The 12,497-nt window shown below is 74.4% G+C and carries 12 protein-coding genes; 6 read left to right on the forward strand and 6 right to left on the reverse strand.

Features of this window, described 5'->3' with window-relative positions:
* From M4J07_RS03775 to M4J07_RS03795, 5 genes are all read left to right on the forward strand, one after another.
* Positions 1-1,016, forward strand: a 1,016-nt coding sequence (locus M4J07_RS03775; protein ID WP_255967149.1) for a sodium-dependent transporter, incomplete at its 5' end; no start/stop codon positions are given.
* The gene (locus tag M4J07_RS03780) at positions 1,013-1,504 is read left to right on the forward strand and encodes an NUDIX domain-containing protein (RefSeq protein ID WP_255967151.1); all 492 of its coding nucleotides are present in this window, start codon (positions 1,013-1,015) and stop codon (positions 1,502-1,504) included. The genes M4J07_RS03775 and M4J07_RS03780, both read left to right, overlap by 4 nt.
* 139 nt (positions 1,505-1,643) lie before the next feature.
* Positions 1,644-2,591, forward strand: a complete 948-nt coding sequence (uriH, locus tag M4J07_RS03785; RefSeq protein WP_255967153.1) for a uridine-preferring nucleoside hydrolase UriH — start codon at positions 1,644-1,646, stop codon at positions 2,589-2,591.
* The gene (uriT, locus tag M4J07_RS03790; RefSeq protein ID WP_255967155.1) at positions 2,588-4,030 is read left to right on the forward strand and encodes a uridine transporter UriT; all 1,443 of its coding nucleotides are present in this window, start codon (positions 2,588-2,590) and stop codon (positions 4,028-4,030) included. Before uriH ends, uriT begins: the two co-directional genes overlap by 4 nt.
* 15 nt (positions 4,031-4,045) lie before the next feature.
* Positions 4,046-4,768: an SIR2 family NAD-dependent protein deacylase gene (locus tag M4J07_RS03795; RefSeq protein WP_255967157.1), complete on the forward strand. Its 723-nt coding sequence runs from the start codon at positions 4,046-4,048 to the stop codon at positions 4,766-4,768.
* Between the two features lie 26 nt (positions 4,769-4,794).
* Here the strand turns inward: M4J07_RS03795 and M4J07_RS03800 are convergent, their stop codons facing one another.
* The 4 genes from M4J07_RS03800 to M4J07_RS03815 all read right to left on the reverse strand — a co-directional run bounded on the left by M4J07_RS03800 (position 4,795) and on the right by M4J07_RS03815 (position 8,911).
* Positions 4,795-5,277, reverse strand: a complete 483-nt coding sequence (locus M4J07_RS03800; RefSeq protein ID WP_255967308.1) for a methylated-DNA--[protein]-cysteine S-methyltransferase — start codon at positions 5,275-5,277, stop codon at positions 4,795-4,797.
* 24 nt (positions 5,278-5,301) lie between these two features.
* Positions 5,302-6,771 carry an AlkA N-terminal domain-containing protein gene (locus M4J07_RS03805; protein WP_255967309.1) on the reverse strand — a complete coding sequence of 490 codons (1,470 nt, stop codon included), beginning with the start codon at positions 6,769-6,771 and terminating at the stop codon, positions 5,302-5,304.
* A 185-nt stretch (positions 6,772-6,956) separates the two neighbouring features.
* Complete coding sequence (locus M4J07_RS03810) at positions 6,957-7,493, reverse strand: O-acetyl-ADP-ribose deacetylase (RefSeq protein ID WP_255967159.1); 537 nt, start codon at positions 7,491-7,493, stop codon at positions 6,957-6,959.
* Between the two features lie 8 nt (positions 7,494-7,501).
* The gene (locus M4J07_RS03815) at positions 7,502-8,911 is read right to left on the reverse strand and encodes a phytoene desaturase family protein (RefSeq protein WP_255967160.1); all 1,410 of its coding nucleotides are present in this window, start codon (positions 8,909-8,911) and stop codon (positions 7,502-7,504) included.
* Between the two features lie 190 nt (positions 8,912-9,101).
* On the opposite strand from M4J07_RS03815, the gene M4J07_RS03820 reads away from it, so the two are divergent.
* Positions 9,102-9,743, forward strand: coding sequence for a hypothetical protein (locus M4J07_RS03820; RefSeq protein ID WP_255967161.1), 642 nt, complete (start codon positions 9,102-9,104; stop codon positions 9,741-9,743).
* On the opposite strand, the gene M4J07_RS03825 is transcribed toward M4J07_RS03820, so the two are convergent.
* Both M4J07_RS03825 and M4J07_RS03830 read right to left on the reverse strand, forming a co-directional pair.
* Positions 9,700-10,563, reverse strand: a complete 864-nt coding sequence (locus M4J07_RS03825; RefSeq protein ID WP_255967162.1) for an inositol monophosphatase family protein — start codon at positions 10,561-10,563, stop codon at positions 9,700-9,702. The two genes, M4J07_RS03820 and M4J07_RS03825, sit on opposite strands and share 44 nt — an antisense overlap.
* 95 nt (positions 10,564-10,658) lie before the next feature.
* Positions 10,659-12,494: a gamma-glutamyltransferase family protein gene (locus tag M4J07_RS03830; RefSeq protein ID WP_255967163.1), complete on the reverse strand. Its 1,836-nt coding sequence runs from the start codon at positions 12,492-12,494 to the stop codon at positions 10,659-10,661.
* Between the last annotated feature and the right edge of the window lie 3 nt (positions 12,495-12,497).

A 12,497-nucleotide genomic window follows, 5' to 3' on the forward strand; every position in this document is an offset into this window, starting at 1 on the left:
GGCTCGGGCGGGCCGTCGGGTTCGCCTATCTGCTGGCCGCGTTGCTGCCGGGGCCCGGCGTGTGGCTGCGCGGCCCGCACCCGTCCGGCCCGGGTCCGCTGCATCAACTCCCGCTGCACGTCACTCCGTTGCTCCTCGGCCTGGTGCTGTACGCGGCCGGTCTGCAGGTCCCCGTGCGGGCACTCGGCCTCCTGGTGCGGCGGCCCCGCGCCCTGCTCGCCGGGCTCGCGCTGCACCTGGCCGCGCCGCTGCTGATCGTGCCGCTCGTCGCCTTCGTGCTGCACCGCACACCGGACAGCGACGGCGGCAGCGGTCTGGTCACCGCGATGATCCTGATCGTGGCGATGCCGGTCGCGGCGGGCGCGACCGTGTGGACGGGCAAGGGGCAGGGGGACCAGCCGACGATGGTGGGCCTCGTGCTGGCGTCCACGCTGCTCAGTCCGCTCACCGTCCCGGTCACCGTCCGGGCGCTGACCCCGCTGCTCAGCGGCGGCTACGCGGGCAGCCTGGCCGCCGCCGGGCACGCGTCGGGCGGCGGCTTCGCGCTGACCGGCGTGGTGCTGCCGTGCGCGGCGGGCATCGGCTGCCGGCTCGCCCTGCCCGCGGCGTGGCTGCGCCGCCTCCTCACCGGCGTCGTGCCGACGGCCCTGGCCGGTTCCCTCGTCCTGACGTACGCCAATGCCGGCGGAGCCCTGACCGCCTTCCTCACCCACCCGCGCCCGCTGCTGCTGGCCGCCGCGCTGACCGTGGCCGGCGCGGTGTGCGCGCTGTCGTTCGCGGTGGGCCGGATCGCGGCCCGCGCCCTGCGCCTGGACGCTCCGGCCGCCTCGTCGGTGACGCTGGCGTGCGGGATGAACAACAGCAGCGCGAGCGCCGTGCTGCTCACCACCGCGCTGCCCGACAAGCCGCACCTGCTGCTGCCGGTCCTCGCGTACGGGCTGCTCCAGAAGACCGCGGCGAACCGCGTCGTGCGCCCGCGCCCGCCCCGCGCCCGCGTCGTTAGGGTGGCCCGGTGACCACCCTTGACTACGCCACATACATAGCCGGGCTGCCCCGCGTCCTGGCCGGCGCCGCCACCCTGTTCCGGGACGGGGACGGCCGGGTCCTGCTCGTCGAGCCGAACTACCGGGAGGGCTGGGCGCTGCCCGGCGGGACCGTGGAGTCGGACGACGGGGAGACGCCGCGGCAGGGCGCACGGCGCGAGACGCTGGAGGAGATCGGGCTCGACGTCGCGCCGGGCCGGCTGCTCGTCGTGGACTGGGTGCCCGGCGCCGGACGCCCGCCGCTGGTGGCGTACCTCTACGACGGTGGTGTCCTCACCCCCGAGCAGGTCAAGGCGATCAGGCTCCAGGAGGCGGAGCTGCTGTCGTGGCGGTTCGTGGCGCGGGCCGAGCTCGGTCCGCACCTGCCGGGCCCGCTGGGGCGCCGGGTGGCCGCCGCGCTCGACGCGCTCGCCGACGGCGGCGGCGCGGTGGAGCTGGAGAACGGCGAACCCGTGGCCTGAACGACCCCCTCCGGTTTTCGGAGGTCCACACAAGGCCGCACCTCGGGACTTGGTCATCTACGCGCGTTGACAACTCGTGTGGCGCCCGGTGAGCTTTGCGTGGACAGTTTTCCCAACCGGAGCAAAGGGGCTCGAACCGTTGGCCAGGAAGATCATCCTCGACTGCGACCCGGGGCACGACGACGCGATCGCGATGCTGCTCGCGCACGGCAACCCGGACATCGACCTCGTCGCCGTGACCACCGTGGTCGGCAACCAGACCCTGGAGAAGGTGACCCGCAACGCCCTGTCCGTGGCGGCGATCGCGGGCATCACCGGCGTCCCGTTCGCGGCGGGCTGTCCGCGCCCCCTGGTCCGGGAGATCGAGACGGCGCCGGAGATCCACGGCGAGAGCGGCCTCGACGGCCCGGACCTGCCCGAGCCCGCCTTCGGACTCGACCGCCGGCACGCCGTCGACCTCATCATCGACACCGTGCTGGCGCACGAGCCGGGCGAGATCACCCTCGTGCCGACGGCGGGACTGACGAACATCGCGCTGGCCGCCCGCAAGGAGCCCCGCATCGTCGAGCGGGTCCGCGAGGTCGTGCTGATGGGCGGCGGCTTCCACGAGGGCAACTGGAGCCCGGTCGCCGAGTTCAACATCGTGATCGACCCCGAGGCCGCGCACATCGTCTTCAACGAGAAGTGGCCGCTGACCATGGTCGGCCTCGACCTCACCCACCAGGCCCTGGCCACCCCCGCCGTCGAGGAGCGGATCAGGGCCGTCGGCACGGAGCCGGCCCGCTTCGTCCTGGAGCTCCTCGACTTCTTCCGCGAGGCCTACCGCGAGAACCAGGGCTTCGAGCATCCGCCGGTGCACGACCCGTGCGCCGTCGCGTACGTCATCGACCCGGCCGTGATGACCGTGCGCAGGGCACCCGTCGACATCGAGCTGCGCGGCGCGCTCACCCTCGGCATGACGGTGACCGACCTGCGCTCCCCCGCGCCCGCCGACTGCCACACCCAGGTCGCCGTCGACCTCGACCACGACCGGTTCTGGGACCTGGTCGTGGACGCCCTCGTCCGCATCGGAGACCCCGCAGCATGAACGTCGCCGCCTCCCCCCACACCCCGGCCGGCGACCCCCGCGCGGGACGCCCGGCCCGGGTCGGCGCCCTCATGGTCGCGCTGCTCGCGGCCAGCTTCGCCTTCCAGCTCAACGCCTCGATGCTCAGCCCCGCCCTGAGCACGATGGCCAAGGAGCTGCACACCACCGACTCCGCCATCGGCGTCACCCAGACGGCCTTCTTCACGGCCGCCGCGCTGTTCTCGCTGTTCCTGCCGCGCCTGGGCGATCTGATCGGCCGCCGCCGGGTGCTCACCGCGATGATGGTCCTGATGGCCATCGGCTGTGTGGTCTCCGCGCTCGCCGGGTCCGTCGGGATGCTCGCGGTCGGCCGCGTCGTCCAGGGCGCGTCCGGGCCGACGATCCCGCTCGCGCTGATCATGCTGCGCGTCGAGGTGCCCGACCCCAAGCGGTACGGCACGCTGCTCGGCGTCGTCACGGCCGTCAACGGCGGCATCGCGGGCGTCGACTCGTTCGCGGGCGGTTCGCTCGCCGAGCACCACGGCTACGCCTCGATCTTCTGGGTCATGACGGCCTTCGCCGCCCTCGCGGCGCTGCTCGTCCGGTTCTTCGCGCCCGAGTCGCGGGCGGACGAGCGGCCGCCGATGGACTGGCCGGGCGTCGCACTCCTCGTCGTCTCCGTCGGCGCGCTGCTGATCGCGTTCAACGAGGCGGGCAAGCTCGGCGACGCGAACTGGGCGCTGGCGACCGGTCTGACCGTGCTGTCCGCGCTCGCGTTCTGGGCGTTCTGGCGGATGGAGAACCGTGCGAAGCATCCGCTGGTCACCACGCACCTGCTGAAGCGGCGCGCCACCTGGTCGCTGCTGCTGTCGACGATGCTCACCATGACCGGCGTCTTCGCGATCATGAACGGGCTGCTGCCCGGCTTCGCCCAGGACACGGCGGTCGGCCTCGGACTCGGCGCCCAGGGCGCCACCTGGTGGACGCTCACCCCGTACGCGCTCGCGGGCCTGGCCATGGGCCCCCTCGCGGGCCGTCTCGCGGCGACGTACGGCTACGGCCGCGTCCTGCGCATCGGCCTGGTCGCCACGGCCGCGGCCACGGTGCTGGCGCTGCTGACCCTGCACACCGACTCGTCGGGCCTGCTGCTCACCTCGTCGATCCTGCTCGGCGTGACCTACGCGGGCACGGTCAACATCATGCTCAACGGGCTGGGCATCCTGCTCTCCCCGCCCGAGAACCCGGGCTTCCTGCCGGGCCTGAACGCGGGCTGCTTCAACCTGGGCGCGGGCCTGAGCTTCGTCGTCCTCTACGCGGCGGTGAACGCGGTCGCCCCGTCCGACGGGTCGTCCGTCGGGGGCTACAGCGCCGGGGTCGTGGCGGGTCTCGTCCTCATCGTCGCGGCCCTGTTCACCTCGCTGCTCATCCCGAAACCGGTGGACGCGACCGAGGCCCCCTGACCTACGGTGGGCGCCATGACCCTGGTTGCGATCCTCTCCGGCGCCGGCATCAGCACGGACTCCGGCATCCCCGACTACCGCGGTCCGAACGGGGTGTGGCGCAAGGATCCGGACGCCGAGAAGCTCGTCACGTACGAGTACTACATGAACGACCCGGAGATCCGGCGCCGCGCCTGGCAGGTGCGGCGCCGGGCGCACACCCTGACCGCCGAGCCGAACGCGGCGCACCGCGCGATCGCCGACCTGTCGGCGTCCGGCGTCGCGGTCCGGGTCCTCACGCAGAACGTGGACGGGCTGCACCAGCTCGCCGGGCTGCCCGCCCGCAAGGTGCTCGAACTGCACGGCTCCGCGCGGCGGTTCGTGTGCACGGCGTGCGGGGAGCACGGCGCGATGGAGGCGGCGCTGGCCCGGGTCGAGGCGGGCGAGGACGATCCCGGCTGTCTGCTCTGCGGCGGCATCCTGAAGTCGACGACGGTGATGTTCGGCGAGCGCCTCGACCCGATGGTGCTCGCCGAGGCGGTCTCGATCACCAAGGCCTGCGAGGTGTTCCTCGCGGTCGGCTCCAGCCTCCAGGTGCAGCCCGCGGCGGGTCTGGCCGGGCTGGCCGCGGAGCACGGCGCCCGCCTGGTGGTGGTGAACGCCGAGCCGACCCCGTACGACGACGTCGCCGACGAGGTTGTACGGGAGCCGATCGGCACGGCGCTGCCGCGCCTGCTGGGCGAACTCGCCGGAGCCTAGGGGCCGAAGGGTCCGGCCGTCCGGCCCTAGAAGAGGGCCGTGCCGCGCTCGAAGTCGAGCAGGCGGCGCTTGCGGTCGAGGCCGCCGCCGTAGCCCGTGAGGTCGCCGTTCGCGCCGATCACGCGGTGGCAGGGGACGATGACGCCGACCGGGTTCTTGCCGTTGGCGAGGCCGACGGCGCGGGAGGCGGCCGGGTTGCCGAGGGCCTCGGCGAGTTCTCCGTAGGTGCGGGTCTCGCCGTACGGGATCTGCCGGAGCTGCGCCCAGACGGAGCGCTGGAACGGGGTGCCGGCCAGGTCCAGCGGCACGTCGAACTCCGTCAACTCGCCCTGGAAGTAGGCGTTCAGCTGGTCGATGACGGCGCCGAAGGGGCGCTCGTCGCGGGCCCCGAAGGTCTCCTCGGCGGGGCGGTGGCGCTGGTCGGTCATGTAGAGGCCGGACAGGGTGGCGTCGGTGGCGACGAGGGTGAGCGGGCCGTAAGGGCTGTCGATGACGGTGTGCTGCTTCATGGGGTGATTCATGGGGTGCTTCCCTTACGCGGGCAGGAAGTTGATGGGGTGGTCGTCGGTGGCCCACAGGTACTGGGTGGCGTACGCGCGCCAGGGCCGCCAGGCCGCGGCCCGCGCGGTGAGCGCCGCCGGGGTGTGGGGCAGGCCGAGCTCCTGGGCGGCGCGGCGCATGCCGAGGTCGGTGGGCAGGAAGGCGTCCGGGTCGCCGAGGGCCCGCATCGCGATGGCCTCGATGGTCCAGGGCCCGAAGCCGGACAGTTCGGCGAGCCGGGCGCGGACCTCGGTCCAGTCCGACTCGGGTCCCAGCGCCAGCTCGCCGTCGGCGAGCCGGCGGACGAGCGTGGTGAGGGTCGTGCGCCGGCTGCGCGGCAGGGCGAGGGACTCCGGGTCGAGCGAGGCGAGGGCGGCGGGGTCCGGGAAGAGGTGGGTGAGACCGCCCTCCGGGTCGTCGACCGGTTCGCCGTGGGCGAGGACGAGACGGCCGGCGTGGGTGCGGGCGGCCGCGGTGGAGACCTGCTGGCCGAGCACGGCCCGTACGGCGAACTCGGCCTCGTCGACGGTGCGCGGCACGCGGCGGCCCGGCGCCTTGTCGACCAGGGGCGCGAGCAGCGGGTCGGTGCGCAGCTGGTCGTCGACGGCGACGGGGTCGGCGTCGAGGTCGAGCAGCCGGCGGCAGCGGCTGATGGCGACGGTCAGATCGCGCTGGTCGGTGAGGATCAGCCGGCAGCCGATGTGCCCGGCACCCGGGGTGAGGGCGACGATGCCGTGCCCGTACGGGAGACGCAGGGTGCGCCGGTACGCGCCGTCGCGCCACTCCTCGACGCCCGGCACGGCGGTCGCCGCGAGGTGCCCGAAGAGGTTGTCGGGGTTGAGCGGGGCGCGGAACGGCAGCCGCAGGGTGAGCGCGCCGCCTCGGGCGGTCGGGCGGCCCTTGGGCGCGCGGGTGCGCAGTTCACCGGGGGTGAGGGCGAAGACCTCGCGGACGGTGTCGTTGAAGGTGCGGATGGAGGAGAAGCCCGCGGCGAACGCGATGTCGGCCATGGGCAGCGCGGTCGTCTCGATCAGCAGGCGTGCGGTCTGGGCCCGCCCGGCGCGGGCGAGTGCGAGGGGGCCCGCGCCCAGTTCGGCGAGGAGCTGGCGCTCGACCTGCCGCTCGCTGTAGCCGAGGCGCCGGGCGAGCCCCGGAACGCCGTCGCGGTCCACGACGCCGTCGCCGATCAGGCGCATCGCGCGGGCGGTGACGTCGGCGCGCCGGTTCCATTCCGGGGAGCCGGGGGTGGTGTCGGGGCGGCACCGCTTGCAGGCCCGGAATCCGGCCTGCTGGCAGGCGGCGGCGCTCGGGTGGAACACCATGTTCTCCGGCTTGGGCGGCACGACCGGGCAGCCGGGCCTGCAGTAGATGCGGGTGGTCAGGACGGCGGTGAAGAACACCCCGTCGAACCGGGTGTCCTTGGCCTGCACCGCCCGCACGCACCGCTCGGTGTCGAGGTGCATGGCGGTGGTGGGGCGGTCCGGGCCGGGAGCCGCGCTGTGAGCCTTTTCGGTGGACATGGCTCCAGCATCGGGCATGGTGAGCGGCACGGCTGGCGGAAATCCGACATCTACGTGGGGCCCGGGTGCCCCGGGTGCGGGTCAGGCCGCGGCCGGCCGCCCCATCGTCCGGAGCACCGGCCCGCCGGCTATCCGTCCTCGGCCAGGTGCCGGGCGAACGCCTCCTCGGCCCGGTCGTCGAAGACCACGAACCGCACCTCCTCGACCGTGCCCGGTACGGCCGAGCGCACGGTCCGCACCGCGATCCGCGCCCCGTCGTCCAGGGGCCAGCCGTAGATCCCGGTCGAGATCGCCGGGAAGGCGACGGTCCGCGCGCCCAACTGGTCGGCCACGCGCAGCGATTCGCGGTAGCACGACACCAGGAGCTCCGACCGGTCCTCCGTCGCCGACCAGCGCGGCCCCACCGTGTGGATGACGTGCCGCGCGGGCAGCAGGCCCGCGGTCGTCGCCACCGCGCGGCCCGTGGCGAGTCCCTTGCCGTAGTGCGAGGCCCGCAGCTTCCGGCACTCCGCGAGGATCTCGGGGCCGCCGCGCCGGTGGATGGCGCCGTCCACTCCCCCGCCGCCGAGCAGCGACGAGTTCGCGGCGTTGACCACGGCGTCCACCTGCTGCGCGGTGATGTCACCGCGGACCAGGACCAGTCGGGGAGTGGTACGAGGATCCATGCCGGGATTCATGACGCGCGCAGCCTCCTCCAGACGGCCTTCGCCGCGTTGTGTCCCGACATGCCGTGCACGCCGGGTCCCGGCGGGGACGACGACGAGCAGATGAAGACCGCGGGATGCGGGGTGGTGTACGGGGACAGGGACAGCTTGGGGCGCAGCAGGAGCTGGAGGCCGCTGGCCGCTCCCGCGGCGATGTCACCGCCCACGTAGTTCGCGTTGCGCGCGACCAGTTCGCGCGGGCCCGCGGTCGCGCGGGCGAGCACCAGGTCCCTGAACCCCGGGGCGAATCGCTCCAGTTGACGCTCGATGGCATCCGTCAGGTCACCGTCCCAGCCGTTCGGGACGTGCCCGTACGCCCAGAACGTGTGCTTGCCCGCGGGCGCCCGCGTCGGGTCGGCGACGCCCGGCTGCACGGTGATCAGGAACGGCACGTCGGGCGCCCGGTCCTCCTGCGAGACGGCCCGCAGGGCGCGGCGGATGTCCGAGCCGTACGGGCCCACCTGGACGGTGCCGGCCGACCTGGCCTCCGGGGCGGTCCACGGCACGGGTCCGTCGAGCGCGTAGTCGACCTTGAAGACGGCCGCCCCGTACCGGAACCGGTCGTAGTAGCGGCCGAGGCCCGCGATCCGGGCGAGGGCGCTGGGCGAGGTGTCGAAGACGTAGGCGCGGGCGGGTGGCAGGTCGTCGAGCCGCTTGACCTCGTAGTCGGTGTGGATCGCGCCGCCGAGGTCCTTCAGGTATCCGGCGAGCGCGTCGGAGATCGCCTGGGAGCCGCCGCGGGCGACGGGCCAGCCGCGGGCGTGGGCGGCGAGGGCGAACACGAGGCCGATCGCGGACGTCGCGAAGCCGCCGAGCGGGGCGATGACGTGGGCGACCAGGCCCGAGAGCAGGGCGCGCGCCTTCTCGTCGCGGAACCGGCGCAGCAGCAGCGTCGACGGCGGCAGTCCGACGAGGCCGAACCGGGCGAGGGTGACCGGGTCGCGCGGCAGCGCCGTGCGGGGCAGCGCCATGAAGTCCCGCACGAGGTCGTCCCAGTGCGGCAGCAGCGGGTCGATCAGCCGCCGGTACGCGCCCGCGTCCCGCGGCCCGAACGACGCGGCGGTCTCGCCGACGGACCGGGACAGGACGGCGGCGGTGCCGTCCGGGAACGGGTGCGCCATCGGCAGCTCGGGGTGCGCCCACCGCAGCCCGTACCGCTCCAGCGGCAGGGCGCGGAACGCCGGGGAGTTGATGCCCAGCGGGTGCGCCGCCGAGCACGGGTCGTGGCGGAACCCGGGCAGCGTCAGCTCCTCGGTGCGCGCCCCTCCGCCGATGGTGTCCTTGGCCTCGAACACGGCCACGGAGAGGCCCCTCCTGGCCAGTTCGACGGCGGCGGTCAGCCCGTTGGGCCCCGCACCCACCACGACGGCATCGAGCATCGACGGCACCTTCGGACTCCTTCGTCAGCCGGTGTCCACACTGCGTCCACAGGATATGCCGCGGCACCGACATCACCGGGCGGCGGGGCCCGGGGACGCCGGACGACCGTGGAGGAGGCGCGCGCCCGTCCGGGCCCCGGCGCGCACCGGCCGGGTCGGCGCCGGCCGGTGCGCGGGTAGGGTGCGCCGGATGACGCAGTGGTTCCGGAGCAGCGAGGGGGCCTTCCACCGCTGGGTGGAGGTCGACGGCGGCGGGCTCGTGCTGCGGGAGGCGCTGTTCGACGAGCGGGTCGGGCCGCCCGGCCTCCTTCCCCCGTCGAAGCCCGTGCCGTGGGGCGCCGCCGTGGTGGCCGCGTCGCGGCCCGAACTCGCCCGCGTGACCTGGCGGTTCGGCACGCTGGGCGCGCGGATCTACCACAGGATCTACGGTCGGCTCACGGCGCGGACACGGCCTGAGGCGACCTCGTCCGACGTCGAACCGGTGTCCCGGTCGGACTTCGCCGTGGTCTGGGGGCGGGCCCGCAGCGACCGGCAGTGCACGCGCCGGCTGGACGGTCCGCTGCCCTACGGGACGCGGGTGACGGGCACGGTCGAGGCCGTGCCGTGGGGACCGGGCGTCACCGGGCTGTTCGTCCGGCCGGCGCCCGAGGTGCCGTTCCAGGCCTTCGTCGACATGGGGTCACTGCCCGGGGCGCCCGAGCAGTGGCCGGCGGTGGGCACGGCCGGGGAGTTCGAGGTCCTCGACGTCAGGATCGACGCCGAGTTCGAGCGGATGCCGAACATCCAGGTCAGGCTCCGCCCGACAGCACCCCTGCCACCCGCCGTGCCGTAGCCGCGTCCCGCGCCGCCGTGAACGGCAGGGCGTTGTCCCCGGTGATCGTGAAGGGCACGCCGGCCCGCGTGAGGTGGGCGCCGCCCGCCTCCTCGACCAGCAGCAGCCCGGCCGCGTGGTCCCAGGCGAGCTCCCAGCTGAAGGCGGTGGCGTCCAGGGCGCCGCGGGCGACGGCCAGGTACTCCAGGCCGGCCGAGCCGCACGGCCGCGGGGCGAATCCGTCGCGGCACAGGCAGAGCAGGGCGCGCTTCTGGTCGTCCGTCGTGTAGTCGGGGTGCGAGGTCGCGATCCGCAGGTCGCGGTCCTGGTCCGGTGAACCGGCGTGCAGCGCCCGCCCGTTGAGCCGGGCGCCCCGGCCGCGGGCGGCCACGGCGAACTCGTCGAGCGCGGGCGCGTACGTCCAGGAGGCGAGCACGACGCCGTCCAGGGCGAGGGCGACGAGGGTGCAGAAGCCGGGGTCGCCGTGCACGAACTGGCGGGTGCCGTCGACCGGGTCGACGATCCACACCGGGGCCGCGCCGCGGATCGCCTCGTACGTCGCCGGGTCGGCGGCGACGGCTTCCTCGCCGACCACGACCGAGCCGGGCAGCAGGGCGCCCAGCTCGCGTGTGAGGTACTCCTCGGCGCGCTTGTCGGCGACGGTCACGAGGTCGTGCGGGGCGCTCTTCTCCTCGATCTCGTGGGCGGCGAGCCCACGGAAGCGGGGGGTTATCTCGGCGGCGGCCGCGGCGCGGACGATCCGCTCGACGTCGGTGAGCAGCTGGTCGGTCACGTACTGGTCCAGAAAGTCGTCGGTGCTTTCCGTGCTGGTTTCGATCATGGCTCCATGAGAACACGGGCCACTGACAATGCGTTCCGCTGGGGTGAACGAGAGGTGGAATCCCAGGGAAATCCGGGATTCCACCTCTCATGGGGTCAGCGGCCGACGGCGTACCCCTGCATGCCGCGCGGGTTGGCCGCGGCCGACAGGACGCCGGTGCGCGGGTCGCGGGCGACGGCGCACAGGCGGCCCTCGGACCAGGCGTCGCCGACGGTCACGTCGTGGCCGCGCCGGCGCAGCTCGGCGACGACCTCCTCGTCCATCCGCGCCTCGACGGTGACCGAACCCGGCCGCATGCCGCGCGGGAAGAAGGACCCGGGGAACGAGTCGTTGTGCCAGTTCGGGGCGTCGATCGCGCCCTGGAGGTCGAGGCCGCCGCGCACGCTGTCGCGCAGCGCCACCGCCAGGAAGAAGTGCACCTGCCACTGGTCCTGCTGGTCGCCGCCGGGCGTGCCGAACGCCAGGACGGGCACGCCGTCCTTCAGGGCGAGGGACGGGGTGAGCGTGGTGCGCGGGCGGCGGCCGGGGGCCAGCGAGTTGGGCAGGCCCTCGTCGAGCCAGGCCATCTGCAGCCGGGTGCCGAGGGGGAAGCCGAGCTCGGGCACCACCGGGTTGGACTGGAGCCAGCCGCCGGACGGGGTGGCGGCGACCATGTTGCCCCAGCGGTCGACGACGTCGAGGTGGCAGGTGTCGCCGCGGGTGGCGCCGTTCCCGGCGACCTCCTCGTCGGCGCCGCCCGTCTGGACGGTGGGCTCGCCCGCCCCCGCGACGCCCATCGCGTCGAAGCCGGGCTCCCCCGCGGCGACCGCGCTCGCGTGCGCGCTCAGCCGGGGCGCGGCGCCGAGCGGGCTGCCGGGGCGCAGTTCGTGGGACGCCTTCTCCGCGTCTATCAGGGCGCGCCGGGCGGTGTTGTACTCGGCGGACAGCAGCGCGTCCACGGGGACGCCCGCGGGGTCCGCGTCGCCGTACCAGGCCTCGCGGTCGGCCATCGCGAGCTTGCAGCCCTCGATGAGCAGGTGGACGTAGTCGGCGGACCCGTAGGCGGGCAGCTCGGGCGGGAGCAGGGCGAGCTGCTGGAGGAAGGCGGGGCCCTGGCTCCAGCCGCCGGCCTTGCACAGCGTCCAGCCGTTCCAGTCGTAGGTCGCCGGGGCCTCGTAGGTCGCCGACCAGCCGGCCAGGTCCCGCGCGGTGAGCGTGCCGGTGTGCCGCTCGCCGCTGGTGTCCATGGTGGGGCGCTGCGCCTGGCGGACGAGGGCCTCGGCGATGAAGCCCTCGCGCCAGATGCGGCGGGCCTCCTCGATCTGGGTGACGCGGTCGGCGCCCGCCGCCTCGGCCTCGGCGATCAGTCGCTTCCAGGTGGCGGCGAGCTGCGGGTTGCGCAGCAGTTCGCCGGGGCGCGGGGACCGGCCGTCGACGAGGTAGACCGCGGCGGAGGACGGCCACTCGGTCTCGAAGAGTTCGCGCACGGTCTCGACGGTCTCGCCGACGCGCTCGACGGGGGCGTGCCCGTCCTCCGCGTAGCCGATGGCGTACGTGAGGACCTGGGCGAGGGACTTCGTGCCGTGGTCCTTCAGGAGCAGCATCCACGCGTCGAAGGCGCCGGGCACGGCGGCCGCGAGGGGGCCGGTGCCGGGCACGAGGTCGAGGCCCAGCTCGTCCTTGTAGTGCGCGACGGTGGCTCCGGCGGGCGCCACGCCCTGTCCGCACAGCACGCGCACCTCGCCGCCGGCCGGGGCGAGGATCAGCGGCACCTCGCCCGCGGGCCCGTTCAGGTGCGGCTCCACGACGTGCAGGACGAAGCCCGCGGCGACGGCGGCGTCGTAGGCGTTTCCGCCGTCCTCCAGGACGGCCATCGCGGACTGGGAGGCGAGGTAGTGCGTGGAGGACACCATGCCGAAGGTGCCCTGGAGGGTCGGCCGGGTGGTGAACAAGAG

Origin of the sequence: Streptomyces longispororuber (assembly GCF_024448165.1) — a bacterium.
Lineage (GTDB): Bacteria > Actinomycetota > Actinomycetes > Streptomycetales > Streptomycetaceae > Streptomyces > Streptomyces longispororuber_A.